Source organism: Pseudomonas sp. HOU2 (assembly GCF_040729435.1).
Classification (GTDB): Bacteria; Pseudomonadota; Gammaproteobacteria; order Pseudomonadales; family Pseudomonadaceae; genus Aquipseudomonas.
In genome coordinates, this window is the sequence record NZ_CP160398.1 from 3,201,995 (window position 1) to 3,224,619 (window position 22,625).

The 22,625-nt window shown below is 60.8% G+C and carries 16 protein-coding genes; 8 read left to right on the forward strand and 8 right to left on the reverse strand.

What is annotated here, in order from left to right:
• Positions 1 to 59 precede the first annotated feature (59 nt).
• Together ABV589_RS14470 and ABV589_RS14475 are read right to left on the reverse strand one after the other, a co-directional pair.
• The gene (locus ABV589_RS14470) at positions 60 to 338 is read right to left on the reverse strand and encodes a helix-turn-helix transcriptional regulator (RefSeq protein WP_007962249.1); all 279 of its coding nucleotides are present in this window, start codon (positions 336 to 338) and stop codon (positions 60 to 62) included.
• Positions 335 to 1,687 (reverse strand): HipA domain-containing protein, encoded by a 1,353-nt coding sequence (locus ABV589_RS14475; RefSeq protein WP_367082127.1) that lies wholly within the window; start codon positions 1,685 to 1,687, stop codon positions 335 to 337. The genes ABV589_RS14470 and ABV589_RS14475 overlap by 4 nt, the downstream gene beginning before the upstream one ends.
• 228 nt (positions 1,688 to 1,915) lie before the next feature.
• Between ABV589_RS14475 and ABV589_RS14480 the strand changes: the two genes are divergently transcribed.
• Together ABV589_RS14480 and ABV589_RS14485 are read left to right on the forward strand one after the other, a co-directional pair.
• On the forward strand, positions 1,916 to 4,873 hold the full coding sequence (locus tag ABV589_RS14480; protein ID WP_367082128.1) for an autotransporter domain-containing protein: 2,958 nt from the start codon (positions 1,916 to 1,918) through the stop codon (positions 4,871 to 4,873).
• Positions 4,874 to 5,072: 199 nt separating this feature from the next.
• Positions 5,073 to 6,587: an autotransporter outer membrane beta-barrel domain-containing protein gene (locus ABV589_RS14485; RefSeq protein WP_367086203.1), complete on the forward strand. Its 1,515-nt coding sequence runs from the start codon at positions 5,073 to 5,075 to the stop codon at positions 6,585 to 6,587.
• Positions 6,588 to 6,756: 169 nt separating this feature from the next.
• Here ABV589_RS14485 and oadA read toward each other — a convergent pair whose 3' ends face one another.
• Complete coding sequence (gene oadA, locus ABV589_RS14490; protein ID WP_367082129.1) at positions 6,757 to 8,565, reverse strand: sodium-extruding oxaloacetate decarboxylase subunit alpha; 1,809 nt, start codon at positions 8,563 to 8,565, stop codon at positions 6,757 to 6,759.
• Between the two features lie 11 nt (positions 8,566 to 8,576).
• On the reverse strand, positions 8,577 to 9,992 hold the full coding sequence (locus ABV589_RS14495) for an acetyl-CoA carboxylase biotin carboxylase subunit (protein WP_007962243.1): 1,416 nt from the start codon (positions 9,990 to 9,992) through the stop codon (positions 8,577 to 8,579).
• Between the two features lie 190 nt (positions 9,993 to 10,182).
• On the opposite strand from ABV589_RS14495, the gene ABV589_RS14500 reads away from it, so the two are divergent.
• Positions 10,183 to 11,145, forward strand: coding sequence for a LysR family transcriptional regulator (locus ABV589_RS14500; protein ID WP_041073865.1), 963 nt, complete (start codon positions 10,183 to 10,185; stop codon positions 11,143 to 11,145).
• Here ABV589_RS14500 and ABV589_RS14505 read toward each other — a convergent pair.
• From ABV589_RS14505 to ABV589_RS14515, 3 genes are all read right to left on the reverse strand, one after another.
• On the reverse strand, positions 11,087 to 11,299 hold the full coding sequence (locus ABV589_RS14505) for a PA3496 family putative envelope integrity protein (RefSeq protein WP_007962241.1): 213 nt from the start codon (positions 11,297 to 11,299) through the stop codon (positions 11,087 to 11,089). The two genes, ABV589_RS14500 and ABV589_RS14505, sit on opposite strands and share 59 nt — an antisense overlap.
• Before the next feature lie 211 nt (positions 11,300 to 11,510).
• On the reverse strand, positions 11,511 to 12,377 hold the full coding sequence (hexR, locus tag ABV589_RS14510; protein WP_007962240.1) for a transcriptional regulator HexR: 867 nt from the start codon (positions 12,375 to 12,377) through the stop codon (positions 11,511 to 11,513).
• Between the two features lie 127 nt (positions 12,378 to 12,504).
• On the reverse strand, positions 12,505 to 15,435 hold the full coding sequence (locus ABV589_RS14515; RefSeq protein ID WP_367082131.1) for an EAL domain-containing protein: 2,931 nt from the start codon (positions 15,433 to 15,435) through the stop codon (positions 12,505 to 12,507).
• Positions 15,436 to 15,636: 201 nt separating this feature from the next.
• Between ABV589_RS14515 and uvrD the strand changes: the two genes are divergently transcribed.
• The 4 genes from uvrD to ABV589_RS14535 all read left to right on the forward strand — a co-directional run bounded on the left by uvrD (position 15,637) and on the right by ABV589_RS14535 (position 20,003).
• On the forward strand, positions 15,637 to 17,820 hold the full coding sequence (gene uvrD / locus ABV589_RS14520) for a DNA helicase II (RefSeq protein ID WP_003229685.1): 2,184 nt from the start codon (positions 15,637 to 15,639) through the stop codon (positions 17,818 to 17,820).
• Positions 17,821 to 17,965: 145 nt separating this feature from the next.
• The gene (locus tag ABV589_RS14525) at positions 17,966 to 18,406 is read left to right on the forward strand and encodes an EamA family transporter (RefSeq protein WP_367082133.1); all 441 of its coding nucleotides are present in this window, start codon (positions 17,966 to 17,968) and stop codon (positions 18,404 to 18,406) included.
• A gap of 176 nt (positions 18,407 to 18,582) precedes the next feature.
• Positions 18,583 to 19,458, forward strand: coding sequence for a Tim44 domain-containing protein (locus ABV589_RS14530; RefSeq protein WP_007962237.1), 876 nt, complete (start codon positions 18,583 to 18,585; stop codon positions 19,456 to 19,458).
• Positions 19,459 to 19,595: 137 nt separating this feature from the next.
• Positions 19,596 to 20,003, forward strand: coding sequence for an SMI1/KNR4 family protein (locus ABV589_RS14535; protein ID WP_024164487.1), 408 nt, complete (start codon positions 19,596 to 19,598; stop codon positions 20,001 to 20,003).
• 21 nt (positions 20,004 to 20,024) lie between these two features.
• Here the strand turns inward: ABV589_RS14535 and ABV589_RS14540 are convergent, their stop codons facing one another.
• Positions 20,025 to 21,788: a cation:proton antiporter gene (locus tag ABV589_RS14540; RefSeq protein ID WP_007960872.1), complete on the reverse strand. Its 1,764-nt coding sequence runs from the start codon at positions 21,786 to 21,788 to the stop codon at positions 20,025 to 20,027.
• 282 nt (positions 21,789 to 22,070) lie between these two features.
• Between ABV589_RS14540 and ABV589_RS14545 the strand changes: the two genes are divergently transcribed.
• The gene (locus tag ABV589_RS14545; RefSeq protein WP_003229693.1) at positions 22,071 to 22,553 is read left to right on the forward strand and encodes an acyl-CoA thioesterase; all 483 of its coding nucleotides are present in this window, start codon (positions 22,071 to 22,073) and stop codon (positions 22,551 to 22,553) included.
• Positions 22,554 to 22,625: the final 72 nt, after the last annotated feature.

A 22,625-nucleotide genomic window follows, 5' to 3' on the forward strand; every position in this document is an offset into this window, starting at 1 on the left:
TCCTACAGGGGTGTAACCGACCTGTATAGGAGCTGCCGCAGGCTGCGATCTTTTGATCTTCAACCAATGTCACGGCGGATTTTTACGACACCCATCTTCATCCCGAACGGACCAAATACCGCGTTCAGCGACTTCAGCGTCTGGTTACCTTCACCATGCTCGATATGCACCAGCGTGCGGACCGAGATTTTGCACATCTTCGCGAACTGGGCTTGATGCAGCCCGGTGACTTCCACCCGCAAACGGCGAACGGCTTCGCCGATCTCCAGTGTCCCTTGAGTCAGCGCCTCCTGAATGCTTTCGATGAGCATTGTGCGCTCGGCAACCGTCATGCTCATTTCAGATCCCACTCTTTCAAACGCTGCTCCAGATTTTTCAGATGAACGCCCGGATGGTTCATAGTTCTGTCAGGCAAACCGCTGGCAGTCAGAATGTCCGGCAGCGCTGCCAGGTGTCGTGCGTCTTCGCGCAGCCGTTCGAAAAGGACGGGCGCATCAGATAGCGCCGCCATTGGCTCGTCCGGTTCGACGATATCCGCCAATGCGCGGCAAACTCCCAGCCAGTCGACGTCTCCCGCCCTCTCCAGCTCCTTGGGCCATTTGGTCGTACGGGTCACACCTTCGTCGTCCATGACCATGGGGGCCAGGTCGTAAATCGGTGCGAGGCGAAATGTATTTGCCTGACGGATAATTGCGGTGTTTCGACCATGGTTATCCGAGTTGCCGAGGATCTTGTTGATCAAGTCCCTACGCAAGTAATCAGCTACAAGATCAGGTACCTGACTTGCCTGCCCCGCTTTACGCCAGAGCCCGGCCAGCATGCGGATAACCTCCATATGATTCATCGCGCTTCCCGGTATCGTCACTTGGGCCAGGGAATAGATCGACTCGACGGCAAGACGCGACACGCATCCGTCATCCACTCTGCGATCAAAGCGCTGCATCCACAAACTCGGCTTGTTCGCCTCTTCCAGTGCCAGGCCCTCGACCGCGATCGTTTCGATACCCAGTTTCTGAAGCGCCCTGTAGTAATGAAATTCGCTTCGCAGGATGTCCTGATCAGTCAGACCTCCCCAGTTTCTGGAAAACTTCACAAACCAGTGCTGTCGGACTTCTTCGTCGCCCAATACTGCATCGGGGTACAGAAGACCGGCCTTGTTCTCGGCCAACAACAGCTTCGGTGCTTCGCCACCAGCGCCCGTAGCACCGCCAATCGCCGCACCCAGTTCGTAGGCGTATTCAAGAAAACGGTTATCGCGATGAATGACATCCTCACGCTTGAATCCGATGGGCTTACGCTCATCTACGGCCTCGGCCGACTCTTTGATTCGCATGTTGCCGATAGGAGCGGGAGTGCTACGGCCAAGCAGATATAGATCGGCATTGATATCGGCCGGCTTTTCTTGCCCCAGTCGCGCAAGCAAAAACCTCTTGGCCGCGCCTGCAGGAGCGATGTCGTGCACAAAGGATGGCGTGCCGGAGCGCCGACCTTCCCAGTCCAGAGGGTACAGCGCACTGACTGCCTGCGAAAACGGCGACCCTATGGCGTCAATATTTTCGACAAGGTATGCCGCTTCGTAACCAAAACTGCAGCGACTTTCAAAACCCTTTTCGGGATCATCGAAGCTCAGCACCATGGCGTCGTGCCATTCACTGGCCGTATATATTTGCAATGTCAGCTGGTACATGCCTTTCACCTGCATTTAAATGCATTTCTACATGGCTAGCTTTGATAGTAGATGCAATATAGTGCATTCCATCAGTCGGCAGAGAAATTAAATCTGCAACAAAATGCAGATTCAGCCGCTTCCCATGCAGCCTATCCGCAAAATAATGCAGACAGGGCTCAATACATCATTCTGTAAAAACCCTTCGCTATACAGGACGGCCCGCTTATAACAAAAGGCCGTTCACTCATGACCTTCCCGCCGCAGCGCTTGTCCCTCGCCGCCGTTTTGCTGATTACCGCTGGCACCGCCCACGGCAAAACCGTGCAGATCGACAGCGCCACCACCGCTTCGCAAACCCTTGGCGGCAGCGACACGCTGACGATTTCGGCACCGGGCAGCATCACCGGCAGCGGCAAGGCTGTGAGCCTTAAAGACCAGACCAGCGGCGCCGGTGTGGTCATCGATAACGCGGGGAAAATCGTTTCGACCGGGGGACGGGCCATCGACAGCAGTGGTGACGAAACCAAGGCGCGTAATTACACCATCTACAACCGCAGCGGCGGGCAGATTCTCGGTGCCAACGACGCGCTGCGTATCGACAGCAATTTCGTCAGCGGCAGCCTGTTGATCGACAACAGCGGCGTGATTCGCTCCACCACCGGCCAGGGTCTGGACCTCGATGCCCTGCGCAGCGACGGGGTCAGGACCACCATCATCAACCGTGCGGGCGGGCTGATTCGCGGCGATGCCAGCGACGGCATGAAGACCGGCGCCAACGCGACCATCACCAACTACGGCGAAATCTCCACCGGTGACTCGCACAACGCCGACGAGAAATTCGACGGTATCGACATCGACTCGGCCAGCGGTGTCAGCGTGACCAACTACGGAGTGATTTCCGGCGGCCGCCATGGCATCACCACCGACCTGGGGGCGACGCTGGTCAACTATGGGCAAATCACCGGGCGCAACGGTTCCGGGTTCGGCTCCGACGGCGACGGCACGGTGATCAACCACGGCACCATTACCGGCGCCTACTCTGGGCTGCAAGCGAACGGTGATGGCGATGGCGTGGACATCGACAAGATCGCTCACATCGAAAACTACGGCACCATCCAGGGCGTTGGCGCCGGGGGCGTGGACAAGGGCGGGTTCGCCAACGGCAGTGAGGGCATCGCCCTCGGCGGCGGCCATATTCTCAACGCCAATGGCGCACTGATCAGCGGCGCCAACAGCGCCATTCTGGTGGACGACGGCAGCGGCGGATCGGGGCTGGCGGCGACCACTCTGGAGAACTACGGCACCATTCAAGGCCTCGACGGCTTCGGCGTGACATTCGTCGGCGAGTTCGCCGACACCGTGATCAACGGCGGCACCATCAGTGGCAGCAACGGCCTGGCGCTCGACCTGGGCGGCGGCAATGACAGCCTGACCCTGCGCAATGGCAGCCGTTTCGTCGGCGTGGTCGATGGCGGCAGCGGTTATGACCGGGTGGTGATGGACGACGTGGCGGGCGGCAGCTTCGGTGCCAGCCGCGATTTCGAGTGGCTGGAAGTCCGGCAAGGTGCGTGGACACTCACCGGCAACGGCGATTTCAGCGACGGCGGTGCGGTGCGCAATGGCGCCACCCTGATCAATCAGGGCGGCATCGCCGGCAACCTGACGGTAGACGCCGGCGGTGTGTACGCCGGTGGCGGCTCGGTGGGCAGCCTCAACGTCAACGGTACGCTGCGTACCGACACCAGCCTCGGTCGCGCAAGCATCGTGCATGATTTGAACATGGGCAGCGGATCGACCCTTGCCTACGGCGTCAACGCCGACGGCAGCAGCGCCCCGGTGCAGGTCGGCGGCATTGCCTTTCTCAACGGTGCGACCCTGGCGGTGAATCCCGGCAGCGGCACCTATCCGTGGCAGAGCCATTACACCGTGCTGCAAGCGGCCAGCGTCAACGGCACGTTCGGCAAGGTCACCAGCGATTACGCATTCCTCACGCCTACCCTGGCCTACACCCCGACGCAGGTCGATCTGACCTACACCCGCAATGACGTAGCCTTCAGCCAATTCGCGGCAACCGGCAACGGCGGCAACGCGGCCAGCAGCCTCGCTTCAATGGGCAACAACAACGCGCTGTACAACGCCTTGCTCAACACCACCCAAAGCACCGCTGGCGCGGCGATCGAGCAACTGGCCGGCGCCAGCAATGCCAACCTGACCAGCGCCACCCTCGGCGCCAGCAGTCAAGTGGGCAACAGCATGCTTGCGGCGATGCAGCAGATGGGCGGCAGCCCGGGATTGATGGTCGGCCTCGATCAGCGCGAAACACCGGTGCTGGCGGCCAATGGCATACCGACCGAGGCGCGCAATCTGAATGATCCGAATGCGCGCGGACGCCTGTGGCTGCAAGCCATCGGCGGCTACGGCAAGCTCGACGGCGAGCATGGCAACAGTGGCCTGGAGCAACGCACCAAGGGCAGCGTGCTGGGTGCCGACTGGGCGCTGAACCCGCAATGGCGCCTCGGTGTGCTCGGTGGTTATTCGAAGACTGATCTGGACGCGACCGGTGTCGATGGCAACGTCGAGAGCTGGCACGCCGGCGTCTACGCACTGCGCCAGAGCGGCCCGTTTTCTCTGCGCCTTGGCGCGGCGTACAGCGGCCATCAGGGCGAAAGCAGACGCACCGTGGCGTTCAACGGTTTCAGTGATCGGCCCAAGGGCGATTATGACGCCGACAGCCAGCAAGCCTTCGCCGAACTCGGCTACGCCATGGGCAGCGGCCGTCTCAGCGCCGAGCCGTTCGCCAGCCTCGGCTACCAGCGCTACCACCGCGACCGTTACCAGGAAAAGGGAGGTGCCGCCGCACTGGACGTCGACAGCCAGACCCAGGACAACTTCAGCAGCACCCTCGGCCTGCGCCTGGCGCACCTGAGCAGCCTCGACAACGGCATGAGCCTGACCCCGCGCCTGGCCGCAGGCTGGAAGCACACCTACGGCGATGTCAGCAGCTCGACGCGTCAGGCATTCGTGGTCGGCGGCACGGCATTCAATGTTGATGGCAGCGCGCTGGATCGCGACAGCCTGGTACTTGAAGCAGGGCTGGATGTGGGCATTTCGGCACGACACTCCCTGGGGCTGGGCTATAGCGGCGAGATCGGCAGCAACAGCCGCAACCATGGACTGATCGGGCAGTGGCAGATGAGTTTCTGATCCTTGAACAGCCGGCGGCGTCTGGATCTGGTGTAGGAAAAGGCCCCGCGGGGTTCGAGTAAAAACACCGATCGCAGGTCTTGCGACCCTTTTCTACGGTGAAGCTCCGATGTCGCCTGCAAGGCTGCGAGAAGCAGCCGACAGCGGATTTTTTGCAGCAAAAATAGAGTGGGGTCTCCTATCCAGAGAGGCCCGACTCATGCCCGGACACTACCAGCTTCGCCCCCTCCAACTCGCCGTGGCGATTGCACTGGCAATCGGATGGAGCAACGTTTCCATCGCCCAACAACCGGAGATTCCGGTCGTCGAAACTGCAGTAGAAGCCAAGCCCAAAAAGCCGCGTAAAACAAAGCCAAAGCCGCCCGTCGAGTCGGGCGGCCTCTCCACGATTGAAGAAGTTATCAGTCCAAGTCCAGCCCAAACTGCCATCGAACCATTGGCGGGCAGCTCTTCCAGCAATGGAGAACATCGCACACCCGATCAAGGGATGCCGGTTGAGCCTTTGCATGACAGGCCTCTGGAGCATCTGGCAAACAGCACGAATGCTCAGAAACTTGCAAAAAGCCTTGAAGGAAATTCCGTTCCACCACAGCAACCGCAGCAACCGCAGCAACCGCAGCAACCGCAGCAACCGCAGCAACCGCAGCAACCGCAGCAACCGCAAGAGCCTGGGACATTGCCCCAACCAGTGCAGCCCGAAACGCCTGCCGCGCAGTCAAATATCGCCATCAGCGCCCTGCTTGACGCCAGCACACCAACGGCGAGCCTGGCACTCGAACAACTTGCCGCCGGCAGCAACGCCAACCTCGCCAAAGCCACACTGAGCAGCGCCGCTCCGGTCAGCACCAGCATGCTCTCGGCGATGCATCAGCTGGACAATCGCAAAGCTGATGGTTCCGGGCGAGTCTGGCTGCAAGCTCTGGGACATGGCGGCACGGTCGATCGTGATTACGACAGTGCCCTCAAACACTCCACCCAAGGTTTGGTCCTGGGGGCCGACTGGCAATTCGACGAACAGTGGCATGTCGGCCTGATAGGGGCGAAAGCGCAAACCCGGCTTGATGCCCAACAGTTTGACGGTGATCTCGACAGCTGGCATCTCGGCGCCTACGCGCTGCGGCAGGACGGACCGTTTGCCCTGCGCCTGGGGGCCTCGTACGGCAGTCATGACGGTAGCGGCAAACGTCGCGTTGCCTTCGAGGGTTTCAGCGACAGGCTCAAAAGCCGCTATGACGCCAGCACCCAGCAGATGTTTGCCGAAGTCGGCTACAACCTCGGTCGTGGCAACGTCAGCTTCGAACCGTTCGCCAGCGTCGGTTATCAACGCTACCAGCGTGATGGTTACACCGAGAAAGGTGGCGATGCGGCGCTCAAGGTTCAGGGGCAAACCCGGGCGAACCCGAGCAGCACCATCGGCCTACGCCTGGCGAAAACCAGTCACCTGACCAACGGCATGCAGTTGACGCCGCGCCTGAGCGCGAGCATGAAACACACCTACGGCGAGCTCGATAACGCAACGCGCCAGCAACTGGTCAAGGGTGGCAAAAGCTTCGAGGTGATCGGTGCCGGGATGGATCGCAACCTCTTTACCCTGGATGCAGGTCTGGACCTGACGCTGTCCACTCGCAACACCCTGGGCGTCGGCATCAGCGGCGACGCCGGCTCTGATAGCCGCAGCTACGGCGTGACCGGCCAGTGGCGAATGGAGTTCTGATACAACGCTCGTGTAGGAGCTGCCGCAGGCTGCGATCTTTTGACTTTGCTCTTGAAGGTCAAAAGATCGCAGCCTGCGGCAGCTCCTACAGAGGACGGTCAATTGCAGGCGAAAAAAAGGGGAGCACATGCCCCCCCGAGGTTTAAAACGTTGAATCGCGGCAGTTATCTCAGCCTTCGATCTCGATCAGGATTTCACCCGGATTCACCCGGTCGCCCTTGGCCACATGAATGGCGGTGACCTTGCCGGCAATCGCTGCCTGGACTTCGGTCTCCATCTTCATCGCTTCGGTGATCAGCACGGCCTGGCCAGCCTTGACGGTGTCGCCTTCCTTGACCAGCACATCGACGATGTTGCCCGGCATGGTGGTGCTGACGTGGCCCGGTGCCGATGCTTGTTTGCGTTTGCTGCTGCCACCGCCGACGAATTCGTTGAGCGGCTCGAACACCACTTCTTCCGGCATGCCGTCGATGGACAGGTAGAAATGACGCTTGCCTTCAGCCTTCACGCCAACACCGGTGATGTCGACGCGATAGGTTTCGCCGTGGACATCGATGACAAACTCGGTTGGCACGCCTTCGCCGCCGGCCTTCGCCACACCGCCAGCTTCAGGGATCGGCAACAGCACTTCCGGAACGAGGGTGCCGGCGGCACGCTCTTCGAGGAACTTGCGGCCGATGTCAGGGAACATGGCAAAGGTCAGTACGTCTTCTTCGGACTTGGCCAGTGCGCCGATGTCGGCACGCAGCTTGGTCATTTCCGGCTTGAGCAGATCGGCCGGACGTACGTCGATCACCTCTTCGCTGCCGATGGCCTGACGACGCAGCTTCTCGTTGATCACGCCCGGCGCCTTGCCGTAGCCGCCTTGCAGGTACAGCTTCACTTCGTTGGTGATGGTCTTGTAGCGCTCGCCGGCCAGTACGTTGAAGAACGCCTGAGTGCCGACGATCTGCGAAGTCGGGGTCACCAGCGGCGGGAAGCCGAGGTCTTCACGCACCCGCGGGATTTCCGCCAGCACTTCGCCCATGCGATTCAACGCGCCCTGCTCTTTCAACTGGTTGGCGAGGTTGGAGATCATCCCGCCCGGTACCTGGTTGACTTGCACACGGGTGTCGACGGCAGTGAATTCGCTTTCGAACTGGTGGTACTTCTTGCGCACGGCGTAGAAGTACAGACCGATTTCCTGCAGCAGCTCCAGGTTAAGACCGGTGTCGTACTCGGTGCCCTTGAGCGCAGCGACCATCGACTCGGTGCCCGGATGGCTGGTGCCCGAGGCGAAGCTGGAGATGGCGGTGTCGATGTGGTCGGCGCCGTTTTCAATGGCCTTGAGCTGGCACATGGCAGCGAGGCCAGCGGTGTCGTGAGAGTGGATGAACACCGGCAGCGACTGCTCGGCTTTCAGTGCGCGAACCAGTTCGCCGGTGGCGTACGGTGTCAGCAGACCGGCCATGTCCTTGATCGCCACCGAGTCGCAACCCATGGCTTCCATCTGCTTGGCCTGCGCCACAAACGCGTCGATGGTGTGCACCGGGCTGGTGGTATAGGCGATGGTGCCCTGAGCGTGTTTGCCGGCAGCCTTCACCGCTTCGATGGCCACGCGCAGGTTACGCACGTCGTTCATTGCGTCGAAGATGCGGAACACGTCGATGCCATTGACCGCGGCCTTGGCGACGAACGCTTTGACCACGTCATCGCTGTAATGGCGGTAGCCCAGCAGGTTCTGCCCACGCAAGAGCATTTGCAGGCGGGTGTTGGGCAGCGCGGCGCGCAGTTGACGCAGGCGCTCCCATGGGTCTTCTTTCAGAAAGCGTACGCAGGCGTCGAACGTCGCGCCGCCCCAGCACTCCAGAGACCAGTAGCCGACTTTGTCGAGCTTGTCGCAGATCGGCAGCATGTCTTCGGTGCGCATGCGGGTGGCGAGCAGCGATTGGTGAGCGTCGCGCAGGATGGTATCGGTGACAAAGATCTTCTTGGACATTGTTGTATTCCTCACAGGCCTGCGTGGGCGGCGATGGCGGCGGCGATGGCCAGGGCCAGCTCTTCGGGTTTGCGCTTGATCGAGTAGTTGGTCAGTTCAGGGTGGCTTTCAACGAAGCTGGTGTTGAACTGGCCGCTACGGAATTCCGGGTTGCGCAGGATTTCCTGGTAGTACGCGGCGGTGGTTTTCACGCCTTGCAGACGCATGTCGTCCAGCGCCCGCAGACCCCGGTCCATCGCCTCTTCCCAGGTCAACGCCCAGACCACCAGTTTCAGGCACATCGAGTCATAGAACGGCGGAATGGTGTAGCCGGTGTAGATCGCCGTGTCAGTGCGCACGCCCGGGCCGCCAGGGGCGTAGTAACGAGTGATCTTGCCGAAGCTCGGCAGGAAGTTGTTCTTCGGGTCTTCGGCGTTGATGCGGAACTGCAACGCGAAACCACGGTGCTGGATGTCTTCCTGCTTCACCGATAGCGGCAAGCCTGAGGCGATGCGGATCTGCTCGCGAACGATGTCGATCCCGGTGATTTCTTCGGTGATGGTGTGTTCCACCTGCACCCGGGTGTTCATCTCCATGAAGTACACCTCGCCCTCGGCGAGCAGGAACTCCACGGTGCCGGCGTTCTCGTAACCCACAGCCTTGGCCGCACGCACCGACAGGTCGCCGATGTAGGCGCGCTGTTCCGGGGTCAGTTGCGGGCTCGGGGCGATCTCGATCAGCTTCTGGTTGCGGCGCTGAATCGAGCAGTCACGCTCGAACAGGTGCACCACGTTGCCGAAGCTGTCACCAAGGATCTGCGCTTCGATGTGCTTGGGATTGACGATGCATTTTTCCAGGAACACTTCCGCCGAACCGAAGGCCTTGGTCGCTTCGGAGATCACCCGGGGGAAATTCTGTTCGAGTTCTTCACGACTGTTGCAGCGACGGATACCGCGACCGCCGCCACCGGAGGTGGCCTTGAGCATCACCGGATAACCGATACGGTCGCCCTCGCTCAGCGCTTCCTCGATACCCGACACGTTGCCTTCCGTGCCCGGGGTGACCGGTACACCGGCCTTGATCATGCTGCGCCGGGCTTCGGTCTTGTCGCCCATGCGGCGAATGACTTCTGCCGACGGGCCGATGAATTTGATCCCGCGTTCGGCGCAGATGTCTGCCAGCTCGGCGTTTTCCGAGAGGAAGCCGTAACCGGGGTGCAGTGCATCGCAACCGGTTTCCACCGCCAGGTTCACCAGCTTGCGCGGGTTGAGGTAACCGGCCAGTGGCTCGGCACCGATGCTGTGGGCTTCGTCCGCACGCTTCACATGCAAGGCATGGCGGTCGGCGTCGGAAAAAATCGCAACCGAGCGAATGCCCATCTCGGCGCAAGCTCGCACGATTCGTACGGCAATCTCACCACGGTTGGCGATCAGGATCTTTTTTATCACTTGGAAATTCCCTTGAGCCGGTGGCACCACGACCTGCTAGACCCAGGTCGACGCGTGACCAAATGTTTCAATCTGGTCGCGACCCCACACTAGCGCCCGCAAGGGATTAACAAAAATGAATAAAAATTGGGACAGGCATAAGCAAAGACTTATAGTTAAACCATCAGCCTGCCGTCAGAGCCTATAAGAAATGCGTAAGTCCTTGATGCGTATGACATTACGCCAGTTGCAGATTTTCAACGAAGTGTGTGATCTGCGCTCCTACAGCCGCGCCGCCGATGAAATGTCGCTCACACAACCGGCCGTCAGCCTACAGATTCGTCAGCTTGAAGAGCTGATCGGCCAGCCATTATTCGATTATGTCGGCAAAAAACTCTACATGACCGAGGCTGCCGAAGCCTTGCAGCGCGCCAGTCGGGACATTTTCGGGCGCCTGGAAAACCTCGACATGCAGCTTTCTGACATGCAGGGTTCGCTGCAGGGCCAGTTGAAACTGGCAGTGGAATCCAGCGCCAAATACTTCGTGCCGCACCTGTTCGCCGCCTTCAAGCGCCAGCACCCGGAAGTGAACTTGCAACTGACGGTGGTCAACCGCGGTCAGGTGATTCGCAGGCTTTCGGACAACCGCGATGATCTGGTGATCATGTCGATGGTGCCGCAGGACATGGGCCTGGAGTTTCTGCCGTTTCTGAACAATCCGATTGTTGCCGTAGCGCGCCCGGACCATCCGTTGGCGCACATGGGGCCGCTGCGTTTGCAGGATCTTGAACCTTACACGCTGCTGATCCGCGAACCGGGTTCGGGCACACGCCTGGCGTGCGAAGAATACTTCAAGGAAAAACGCGTGCACTTCACCCAGACCCAGGAAGTGGCCTCGGCCGAAGCCCAGCGTGAATGCGTGGTGGCGGGTCTGGGCCTGGCGCTGTTGACGCGCCACGCCCTGAACCTGGAACTGGCGACCGGCGGCCTGGTCGAGCTGCCGGTCGAAGAGTTGCCGCTGTTCCGTAGCTGGTGCCTGGTGCAGGCCAAGGCCAAACGCCTGTCACCGGTGGCGCACGCCTTCCTGGCGTTTATCCGCAGCGAGCGGGTGCAGATCAGCGCGCTGGTTGAGCGCTTCGACGGGAAGCTGCCGGTGCGGCCTGCCAGTAGTTGAGTTCGATGTCCTCGGGAAAATCGCTGATTTCGCTTTGAAGCTGACGGAGTTCGAAGCGATCTTCGATCGCGCGACGGAATTCCATGCGGCGCTGGTCTTCCTGCTGACGACGGGTTTTCGCGGCGCTGTTGCGTTCTTCGTAGGGCTGAGCCATTTCGAGTCTCCCAAGGCGAGTACGGGAGTTTCACGATAGGCGGGACGGATGACGGTTTGGCTGCGCGGGGATGACAGTGCGATGAAACTTTGCCGATTGCGTTTCATTGTGGCGAGGGAGCTTGCTCCCGCTGGACTGCGAAGCAGGCCCGGCCTTTCAGGGCCGCTGCGCGCCCCATCGGGAGCAAGCTCCCTCGCCACAAAAGCAGGCTTCAGTCATCCAGGGCTTTCACGGCCTTGGGAGACAGCCGCAAGCTGCGCAGACTGCGCTTCACGCTCTTCAGGTGATTGACCAGGCTCGGCCCACGCGCCATGGCCACGCCCATTGCCAGCACGTCGATCACCACCAGGTGCGCAATGCGCGAGGTCAGCGGTGTATAGATTTCGGTGTCTTCGTGCACATCGATCGCCAGATTGACGGTCGACAGCTCAGCCAGCGGTGTCTGGCTCGGGCACAAGGTGATCAGCGAAGCGCCGCTCTCGCGAACAAGGTTGGCGGTGATCAGCAGGTCCTTGGAGCGCCCGGACTGGGAAATGCAGATCGCCACATCGGTCGGCTTCAAGGTCACCGCCGACATCGCCTGCATGTGCGGGTCGGAATACGCCGCCGCCGTCAGCAGCAAACGGAAGAACTTGTGCTGCGCATCCGCAGCCACCGCGCCCGACGCACCAAAGCCGTAAAACTCGACACGCTGCGCCTGAGACATCAGCGTCACCGCGCGCTGCAATTCCACCGGATCGAGCTTCTCGCGAACCTCCATCAGGGTGTGCAACGTGGTGTCGAAAATCTTCAGGCTGTAGTCGGCGACCGAGTCGTCTTCGTGGATCGCGAACTGGCCGAAGCTGGCACCAGCGGCCAGGCTTTGCGCCAGCTTGAGCTTGAGATCCTGAAACCCGGAGCAGCCGATGGCCCGGCAGAAACGCACAATGGTCGGCTCGCTGATACCGACACTGTGGGCCAGATCGGCCATGGAACTGTGCATCACCGCCGCAGGGTCAAGCAGCACGTGGTCGGCGACCTTGAGCTCCGACTTGCGTAACAGGTGACGTGACTGGGCGATGTGTTGCAGCAGATTCAAGGGGCTGGACTCTTCTTATGGGCAAGGATGTAGCACGCTTGTAGTTATACTACATGAATTGGCTTTTTGCCTGCTCAATGCGTAACTCCATGTCCCCGTATCAGGCACGATGGAGTGCATGTAGCCCTTAAAGCGGATTTCCCTGTTCGCGTAAAAGCCCAGCCAGACGCTCAGCCTCCACCGGGCGGCTGATCAGGTACCCCTGAACTTCGTCGCAGCGCTCGGCACGTAAAAATTCCAGCTGTTCTTGCCGCTCGACACCTTCAGCCACCACTTTCAACGACAGCCCGTGAGCCATGGCGATGATCGCCCGGGTGATCGCCGCATCCTCACTGCCCTGCCCCAATCCGCGAATGAACGCCTGATCGATCTTCACGTAATCCACCGGAATCCGTTTGAGGTAACTCAGCGACGAATAGCCGGTGCCGAAATCGTCGATCGCCAGCTTCACCCCCAGATCGCGCAGTTGCTGGAAGGTGGCGATGATGTGTTCGACGCTGTCGAGCAACTGGCTTTCGGTGAGCTCCAGTTCGAGGTAGTGCGGCGCCAGCCCGGTTTCCTCCAGCACTTGGCGCACCAGACTGACCAGTTTGCCCTGCCGCAGTTGATGCACCGACAGATTTACCGATACCCGAATCGGCTCCAGCCCTTGCCGTTGCCATTCGCACGCCTGCCAGCAAGCCTGGCGCAGCACGAATTCGCCGATCGGCCCGATCAGCCCGGTTTCCTCGGCTAGACCGATAAAGTCCCCCGGCGGCACCCGGCCCATGGTCGGATGATCCCAGCGCACCAGCGCCTCCGCCGCATTCAGGCGCCCGGTTTGCAGGCACAGCTTCGGCTGGTAGAACACCTTGAGCTGTTTGTCTTCGATGGCTTTGCGCAGCTGGTTTTCCAGTTGCAGGCGCTCAAGGGTGCTGGCCTGCAGGCTGTCGGTGTAGAACTGGAAATTGTTGCCGCCCAGATGCTTGGCGTGTTGCATCGCCATGTTCGACTGACTGACCAGCGCAGAGATTTCCCGGGCGTTGTCCGGCAGCATGCTGATGCCCATCGAGGCGCTGACCACCAGTTCATGCCCTTCGACTGTCAGCGGCAGGCGCAGCTTGCTCGACAGCCGCGTGGCGACACGCGCCAGGCTCGACAGGTTGCCGTAGGCATCGAACAGCACCGCAAACTCATCACCGGACAGTCGGGCGATGGTGTCGGCCTCCGGCAAGGCGTTGACCAGACGTCGGGCCATTTTCTGCAACAGCTGATCCGCCACCTCGTGGCCGAGGCTGTCGTTGAGCAATTTGAAGCGATCGAGATTGATGTGCAGCAGCGCCAGACTGCGGCGCCCGCCCTGACGCACGCGCTGATGCGCTTCGTGCAGGCGTTCGCGGAACAGTGAGCGATTGGCCAGCCCGGTGAGTTCATCGTAGTGCGTCAGGAAACGCATGCGCTCTTCGGATTCGCGCCGCGCAGAAAGATCGGCGAAGAAGCCGACGATATGACTGACGTTTCCCCGACTGTCGCGCACCGCGTTGAGTTGCAGCCACTGCGGATACAGGTCGCCGTTCTTGCGGGTTTCCACCAGTTCGCCCTGCCAACTGCCGTGCTGCTCCAGCGCGTGGCGGATCGAAACGTAATGTCGCCGCGCATCACGACTGCACGGCAGTTCGACGACGTTGCGCCCGAGCATGTCTTCGATGTCATAACCGGTGACCCGGCTGAACGCCTGATTGACCGCAATCAAGGCGTAGTTCGGATCAAGAATGACGATGCCTTCGCTGGCCGCTTCGAACACCGTGGCCGCCAGTCGCTGCTGTTCTTCGAGGCTTTTGCTCACGCTGATGTCGCGCCGGGTACCGACCATGCGGATCACCTGCCCGCTATCGCTGCGCTCCACCGCGCGGCCGCGGTCTTCGATCCACACCCAATGACCGTCGCCGTGACGCACGCGGTACTCGATCTGATAGTCCTCGGTGCGGCCCTTCAGGTGCTCGATCAGCGCCTGCTTCAGCGACGGCACATCCTCGGGGTGCAGGCGCGGCTTGAGGTCGCGCAGGATCGCCGTGACGTATTCCGGCGCGAGACCGAACAGTTCCTGAATCTGCGTGTGATGGACTTCGTCGGTCTGCAGATTCCAGTCCCATAGCCCAAGCTCACTGGCCTTTAACGCCAGGGCCAGCCGGGCTTCGCTTTTGCTCAGCGCCTGATTGGCCACGTCCAGTTCACGACTGCGCTGGGCCACTCGATCTTCCAGTTCGATCTGTGCTTCACGCAATTGGCCCTCGGCACAGCGCCGCTGTTCGATCTCTCTGGCCAGCGCCTGATTGAGCTGCTCGCTGCGGTTCTGCGCTTGCTGCAGGTGTTCGATCAGGTGCTGGTTCTGAAAGCGCCGCAGCAAGCCACGATCAATCAGCCGATTGACCTGCCAGGCGACCACGCTCAGCGAACCGAGCAGAATCAGCCCGAGCCAGCCCCAACCGCGCGCCTGCTCATCACCGCCCCAGAACAGGTAGCCGATCGCCGGCAACAGGCACGGCAAGGTAAAGGACAGAAACGCCGGCAGGCTGACCGCGTAGGCAACGCTGGCCGATAACGTCGCGGCACCAATCAGGCCGAACACCCAGGCTTGCTGCATGAAGTTGTCGGCGGGCACCAGGGCGATGCCGGCACCGGCCAGGGTCAGACCGGTCATGGTCGAGCCGAGCAGGAACATGCGAAACCAGATCGGCTGGGCCTGACGGTCCGGGATCGCCGAATCGAATGCGGCAACCTGTATCACCCGTAGCGCCACCAGCGACAACAACCAGACCAGCCAGATGCTGACCACGAAATAGCGCTGCGGGCTCCAGAGCAAAGCCGCGCAGACCAGGCCATTGAGTAACATGAACATCGTCGGCAACAGCGAGCCCTGATACAGCAGGCGCGTGCGTTCGACCGCCATTTCGGTGGCGTAATGCTTGCGGATGACCCGGGGTTCCACAGAGGGGCCCGACAGGTCTGAGCTGAGGGTCTTGTGCAATGTTGTTGTTCTTATAGGAGTGAGCATGGGCCCGAAACGTGGACGGAGCATACACAAGCCGATCCCGTTGCCAAACTGCTCCAGATCATAATTTGCCGGAAACTTTCCGCCGTCCGATCACCGGCAAAACCCGCAGAGTGAGGCGGGCCGAAGCCTGTAGCCAGTGACCGACCGGTCGTCATCGGCGGCACTTTCATCGGCTAATGCAAAGCTCGGTTTGCCCGGGCCTGCGGCGCACCCTAGAATGCCCCGATGCGCGATGATCTCTCCCTTCTGCTGAACTCCCTCAACGATGCCCAACGCCAGGCCGTAGCAGCCCCCGTTGGCCGTCAGTTGGTCCTGGCCGGTGCCGGTTCCGGTAAAACCCGAGTGCTGGTGCACCGTATCGCCTGGTTGATCCAGGTCGAAAACGCCTCGCCCCACTCCATTCTGTCGGTGACCTTCACCAACAAGGCCGCTGCCGAGATGCGCCATCGCATCGAGCAGTTGCTGGGCATCAACCCGGCCGGCATGTGGGTCGGCACCTTCCACGGCCTGGCGCACCGCCTGCTGCGGGCGCACTGGCAGGAAGCGGGCTTGAGCCAGACTTTCCAGATTCTCGACAGCGACGACCAGCAACGGCTGGTCAAGCGGGTGATCCGCGAGCTGGGGCTGGACGAGCAACGCTGGCCAGCCCGTCAGGCCCAGTGGTTCATCAACGGGCAGAAAGACGAAGGTCTGCGTCCGCAACACATTCAGGCCAGCGGCGACTTGTACCTGGCGACCATGCGCGGCATTTACGAAGCTTACGAGGCGGCCTGCCAGCGCGCCGGCGTCATCGACTTCTCCGAACTGCTGCTGCGCGCCCTCGATTTGTGGCGCGATCACCCGGGCCTGCTGGCGCACTATCAGAAGCGCTTCCGCCACATCCTCGTCGACGAGTTCCAGGACACCAACGCCGTGCAGTACGCCTGGTTGCGCCTGCTCGGCAAGGGCGGCGACAGCCTGATGGTGGTCGGCGACGACGACCAGTCGATCTACGGCTGGCGCGGGGCGAAAATCGAGAACATTCATCAGTACTCCTCCGACTTCCCGGATTCGGTGACCATTCGTCTGGAGCAGAACTACCGCTCCACCGCCGGCATCCTCAAGGCGGCCAACGCCTTGATCGCCAACAACACCGGACGTCTCGGCAAAGAGCTGTGGACCGACGGCGGCGACGGTGAAGCGATCAATCTGTACGCCGCGTTCAACGAACACGACGAAGCACGCTACGTTGTCGAAACCATCGAAAGCGCGCTGAAAACCGGCCTGGCCCGTAGCGATATCGCGATTCTCTACCGCTCCAACGCCCAATCGCGCGTTCTCGAAGAAGCCTTGCTGCGCGAGCGCATCCCGTACCGCATTTATGGCGGCCAACGCTTCTTCGAGCGCGCGGAAATCAAGAACGCCATGGCCTACCTGCGCTTGCTCGAAGGCCGTGGTAACGACGCGGCGCTGGAGCGAGTGATCAACGTCCCGGCCCGTGGCATTGGCGAGAAAACCGTCGAAGCGATCCGCGACCATGCACGTCACAGCGATGTGTCGATGTGGGAAGCGATGCGCCAACTGGTCGCCAATAAAGGCCTGACCGGTCGTGCTGCCGGTGCGCTGGGTGCGTTTATCGAGCTGATCGAAAATCTCGCCGCCAAGTGCATGGAAATGCCGCTGCACCTGATGACCCAGACCGTCATCGAGCAATCGGGGCTGATCGCCTATCACGAAGCGGAAAAAGGCGAGAAAGGCCAGGCCCGGGTGGAAAACCTTGAGGAACTGGTCAGCGCCGCGCGCAACTTCGAGAACACCGAAGAAGACGAAGAGCTGACACCACTGGCGGCGTTCCTCGGCCACGCATCGCTGGAGGCCGGAGACACCCAGGCCGACGAACACGAAGACAGCATTCAGCTGATGACCCTGCACAGCGCCAAAGGCCTGGAATTCCCTTACGTGTTCCTGGTGGGCATGGAAGAAGGCCTGTTCCCGCACAAGATGAGCCTGGAAGAACCGGGGCGCCTTGAGGAAGAGCGGCGTCTGGCCTACGTCGGCATCACCCGCGCCATGCAGAATCTGGTGATGACCTATGCTGAAACCCGGCGCCTGTACGGCAGCGAAACCTACAACAAGGTCTCGCGTTTCGTACGGGAAGTGCCGAAGGGTCTGATTCAGGAAGTGCGCCTGTCGAACAGCGTCAGCCGACCGTTCGGCGGCAATCAGTCGATGAGCGGCAGCAACCTGTTCAGCGGCAGCGAGATTCCGGAAACCGGCTTCAGCCTGGGTCAGGCGGTGCGTCACTCGATCTTCGGTGACGGCGTGATCCTCAACTTCGAAGGCGCCGGCGCGCAGGCGCGGGTACAGGTGAACTTCAGCGAAGGCAGCAAGTGGCTGATGCTCGGCTACGCCAAGCTGGAAGCAATTTAACGCCTTGCTCGACTGCTTTTTGTAGGAGTGAGCCTGCTCGCGATAGCGATTTATCATTCAATATATTTATTGTCTGACACGCCCTCATCGCGAGCAGGCTCACTCCTACAAGGCTTTGTGTCGGCTCATCTTTAAGGATATTGCCATGGGCTCAGGCTTCTTCTCTTCCTGGACATTCTGGGCCCTGCTCTCGGCGACGTTCGCCGCGCTGACGGCGATCTTCGCCAAAGTCGGCATCGAAAACGTCAATTCCGACTTCGCCACCCTGCTGCGCACCATCGTGGTACTGGTCAGCCTGGCCTTGATTTTGTACGCCACGGGCCAATATCAGTCCTTGGGATCGATTTCTGCCAAGAGCTATCTGTTCCTGCTGTTGTCCGGCCTGGGAACAGGCGCGTCGTGGCTGTGCTATTTCCGCGCGCTGAAAGTCGGCCCGGCTTCGCTGGTCGCGCCGGTGGACAAGCTCAGCGTGGTACTGGTGGCGGTGCTCGGCGTGATCCTGCTGGGCGAGAAACTCGACCTGCGCCAATGGGGCGGCATCGGCCTGATCACCGCTGGTGTGGTGATGTTGGCATTGCGTCGATAAGCAAGTTTCCCGCTGAACCTATCCCTTTTTCCTACAGACAAAAGTACATGGCCTTATTGCTTCGACGGAGCTGAACCTAACCTGTCAGGCAAAAGCCCGAAACACTCTCTCGCTAGCCAGTAACACTTCAGCTGTGCAACATGGCGCGCGTGTCTCCACAAACGGGAATTCCCTTTATGAAACGTTTTCTTAGCATCGCCATGGCGTTGTGCATCGGCCTGACGATGAGCCTCGACGCCAACGCCAAGCGCTTTGGTGGTGGCAAAAGCGCCGGCGCTGCGCCGACGCACCAGACCAGCCAGATGGCTCCTTCTTCCCCAGGCATGGGCGGCGCAGCAGCGACCGCTGGTGCTGCCGGCGCTGCCGGTGCCGCGGCCAAGGCTGGCGGCGCTTCGAAATGGCTCGGCCCTCTGGCCGGTATCGCCGCCGGTGGCCTGTTGGCGTCCATGTTCATGGGCGGCGGCTTCCAGGGCATGCAGATCTTCGACATCCTGATCATGGCCGTGATCGCGTTCGTGATCTTCCGCTTCATCGCCGCTCGTCGACGCAAGCAGCAGGAGCATCTGGCTCCGGCCGGCGCGCCGATGCAGCGTGAAGTGTTCGAGCAGAAGCCTGCTGCCATGGGTTCGATCTTCGGTGGTTCGGCCGCGCCGGTTGCCGCTCGTCCGGTGATCAACGCACCGGCGTGGTTCAACGAGCAGAACTTCCTTGCCGCCGCGCGCAGCCATTTCCAGTCGCTGCAGCAGCACTGGGACGCCAACGAAATGGACAAGATCGCCGAGTTCGTGACCCCGCAAATGCTCGACTTCCTCAAGCGTGAGCGTGCGGACCTGGGCGACGGCTTCCAGTCGACCTACATCGACAACCTGCAGGTACAACTGGACGGCGTGGATGATCGTGCCGACAAGACCATCGCCACCCTGACCTTCAGCGGTGTGTCGAAGACCTCGCGTTTCGACCAGGGCGAAGTATTCAGCGAAAGCTGGAACATGGAACGTCCACAGGGCGAAAACCAGCCTTGGCTGGTGGCCGGTATCCGCCAGAACGGCTGATCCCCTGCGCGTTACGCATGTGGTAATAAAAACCCCGGCCTCGGCCGGGGTTTTCTATTTCGCAGTTGCATCTATAGCGAGCTACTGTATAAACCGGCCCATATAAACCGCGCCATTCAAGCAAGAGGATCCCGGACGTGGAAGAAATCATCGAACAACTGCGCGAAGCCAACGAACCCGTACCGGTTCCCCTGGAGTTGCCCGACGAAGACCAATTGGTGGAGATCGAAGAAGAACTCTTCATCAACATCCCGTTCGTCTTCAAAGAGTTTCTGCTGACCGTCAGTGATGTGGTTTACGGCAGCCTCGAGCCGGTGACCGTCACCGACCCGCAATCACACACTTACCTGCCGGATGTCGCGGCCAACGCCTGGGACGCTGGGGTACCGCGCGACCTGATCCCGATCTGCCAGGACGGCGACAACTACTATTGCGTTGAAGAAGACGGCACCGTGGTGCTGTGGTCCGGCGAAGAAGAGCTGATCACCGAAGAGTCCTGGGAGTCGGTGTGGCACTGGGCGCGGGACGTCTGGCTGGAAAGCTGATCCGCCAGACGCCCGGGTCGGTCAGTGCCCCGACGACTCCTTGTGATTGTCGAGGGTTTCCAGCAGGGCCACCTGCATCCGCGTGTGCACGCGGATGAACCAGCGCCAGAGCAGCGCCGCCACGGCGGCCGCGACCACGGCGACCAGCACCAGCAACTTGTTGGTCGGCAGGATACTGGCCGACAAGGCTGCCAACAGCAGGAAGATCACCAGCAGCGAGAGGATCGGGATCACTTCGGAGATCACCCGACGCACTCGCTGCGTGTGACGCCCGGCCATCTCCGGCTTCACACCCATCTCCGCCAACAGCATCGACAACGCCTTGAGCTTGCGATACGCCGCAATCAGGAACGGCAGCGACAGCAGCAGCGCCCCGCCCCAGATCAACGCCTTCTGCCAGCTTGGGTCAGCGATCCAGTCCTGCATCCACACCGACAGCCGTCCGGCGAAGAACGCGCCGCTGAAGAAGATCGCAATCACCAACGCCAGATTGACCCCGACCTGCAACAGGATCCGCCGGATCATCGCCGCCAGCATCGCGCCCTCGCCTTGCGGCTGAATGCTGCGCAGCCATTCGCCATACATGCCGAACACCCGGCCCAGACGCTTGGGCACCGCCGCCGAAAGCTTGATCGACAACGGGTCAGCCGCACGGATCAGGTACGGCGTCAGCAGCGTGGTGATCACCGACACCGCCACCGCGACGGGATAAAGGAAGTTGCTGGTGACCTGCAGTGTCATCCCGAGCGCGGCGATGATGAAGGAAAATTCGCCGATCTGTGACAGCCCCATCCCGACCCGCAGTGAGGTGCGTCCGTCATTGCCGGCGATAAACGCCCCGAGGCCGCAGGACAACATCTTGCCGAGCACCACCGCTACGGTAATTACCGCAATCGGCCATGCGTATTGCAGCAGGATCATCGGATCGAGCATCAGGCCGATGGCGACGAAGAAGATTGCACTGAACAGGTCGCGAACCGGCTCGATCAGGCGCTCGATTTTCAGCAGCTGCCGCGACTCGGCCATGATCGCGCCGATCAGGAAGGCGCCGAGCACCATGCTGTATTCGAGCTTGACCACCAGCAGGCAGAAGCCGAAACACAGGCCGAGCACGGTGATCAGCAGCATCTCGTTGCTTTCGAATTTGGCGACATAAGCCAACAGACGCGGCACCAGCAGAATGCCGACCACCAGCGCGACGATCATGAACAACGACAATTTGCCGACCGTGGAGAACACTTCGCCGGAGCTGACCGTGCCGCTGACCGCGATGCTCGACAGCAAGGCGATGATGCCGATGCCAAGGATGTCTTCGACGATCAACACGCCGAAGATCAGCTGCGCAAAGCGCTCGTTCTTCATCTTCAGGTCGTTGAGCGCCTTGACGATGATGGTGGTTGAGGAGATTGCCAGAATCGCGCCGAGGAACAGCGAGTCCATGGTGTTCCAGTCGAACCAGCGGCCGATTTCGTAGCCGATCCAGATCATCAGGACGATTTCGAGGAACGCTGCGATAAACGCCGTGGCCCCGACCTTGAACAACTTGCGCAGACTGAATTCCAGGCCGAGGCAGAACATCAGGAAGATCACCCCCAGCTCGGCGAGGGTCTTGATGGTTTCTTCGTCGTGGATCAGGCCGAACGGCGGGGTGTGCGGGCCGATGATGAAACCGGCGACGATGTAGCCGAGCACCACCGGCTGCTTGAAGCGGTGAAACAGCACCGTGACCACACCTGCGACCAACATGATCACTGCCAGGTCCTGAATAAAGCTGATGGCATGCATGGTGTGGGCTCCTTGTATGACGTGACCCGCGGTCAGACTTCAGAAAGCTCTGCGCGAGTTGGGTAAAAATCCGCTTTTCGTGTAGGAATTGCCCTTGGGCAGGGCCTTTTGCAGGTTAACACCGCGACTTCCGGCTGGAAGGCGGTGCAATATAAGGAAACAGATCGATCCCGGCGTGACGACAGCCAGCCGCCTGGCGTCCCGATAACGGTGCTTTTGAAAAAGCGGCCAGGCACCCGCAGAGGTGCGTCCAGCCATCCAGCCTTGATCCGTGAGAACGTTATGGAACCCGGAAACGCCCAACTGTCGATGACGGTATTGATGACACCCGACATGGCCAACTTCTCTGGCAATGTCCACGGCGGCACCCTGCTCAAATACCTCGACGAAGTGGCTTACGCCTGCGCGAGCCGCTATGCCGGCCGCTACGTGGTGACGCTGTCGGTGGATCAGGTGATTTTCCGCGAGCCGATCCATGTCGGCGAACTGGTGACCTTCCTCGCCTCGGTCAACTACACCGGCAACACCTCGATGGAAGTCGGCATCAAAGTGGTGACCGAGAACATCCGCGAGCGTTCGGTGCGCCACACCAACAGCTGCTTCTTCACCATGGTCGCGGTGGATGACCAGCGCAAACCGGCGGCCGTACCGCCGCTGCAACCGCAGAACAGCGAAGACAAGCGTCGTTACATGCAGGCGCAGCAGCGTCGGCAGATTCGCCAGGAGCTGGAAAAGCGTTATCAGGAGATCAAGGGCGACGCCTGAGATCAAAAGCAAAAGATCGCAGTCTGCGGCAGCTCCTACAGAGGACTAATGTTCACCCTGTAGGAGCTGCCG

Excerpts from the sequence above, each read along its gene's own strand:
- ABV589_RS14470 (WP_007962249.1), bottom strand. The coding sequence starts at position 338 with ATGAGCATGACGGTTGCCGAGCGCACAATGCTCATCGAAAGCATTCAG.
- ABV589_RS14475 (WP_367082127.1), bottom strand. The coding sequence starts at position 1,687 with ATGTACCAGCTGACATTGCAAATATATACGGCCAGTGAATGGCACGAC.
- ABV589_RS14480 (WP_367082128.1), top strand. The coding sequence starts at position 1,916 with ATGACCTTCCCGCCGCAGCGCTTGTCCCTCGCCGCCGTTTTGCTGATT.
- ABV589_RS14485 (WP_367086203.1), top strand. The coding sequence starts at position 5,073 with ATGCCCGGACACTACCAGCTTCGCCCCCTCCAACTCGCCGTGGCGATT.
- oadA (WP_367082129.1), bottom strand. The coding sequence starts at position 8,565 with ATGTCCAAGAAGATCTTTGTCACCGATACCATCCTGCGCGACGCTCAC.
- ABV589_RS14500 (WP_041073865.1), top strand. The coding sequence starts at position 10,183 with ATGCGTAAGTCCTTGATGCGTATGACATTACGCCAGTTGCAGATTTTC.
- ABV589_RS14505 (WP_007962241.1), bottom strand. The coding sequence starts at position 11,299 with ATGGCTCAGCCCTACGAAGAACGCAACAGCGCCGCGAAAACCCGTCGT.
- ABV589_RS14515 (WP_367082131.1), bottom strand. The coding sequence starts at position 15,435 with ATGCTCCGTCCACGTTTCGGGCCCATGCTCACTCCTATAAGAACAACA.
- uvrD (WP_003229685.1), top strand. The coding sequence starts at position 15,637 with ATGCGCGATGATCTCTCCCTTCTGCTGAACTCCCTCAACGATGCCCAA.
- ABV589_RS14525 (WP_367082133.1), top strand. The coding sequence starts at position 17,966 with ATGGGCTCAGGCTTCTTCTCTTCCTGGACATTCTGGGCCCTGCTCTCG.
- ABV589_RS14530 (WP_007962237.1), top strand. The coding sequence starts at position 18,583 with ATGAAACGTTTTCTTAGCATCGCCATGGCGTTGTGCATCGGCCTGACG.
- ABV589_RS14540 (WP_007960872.1), bottom strand. The coding sequence starts at position 21,788 with ATGCATGCCATCAGCTTTATTCAGGACCTGGCAGTGATCATGTTGGTC.
- ABV589_RS14545 (WP_003229693.1), top strand. The coding sequence starts at position 22,071 with ATGGAACCCGGAAACGCCCAACTGTCGATGACGGTATTGATGACACCC.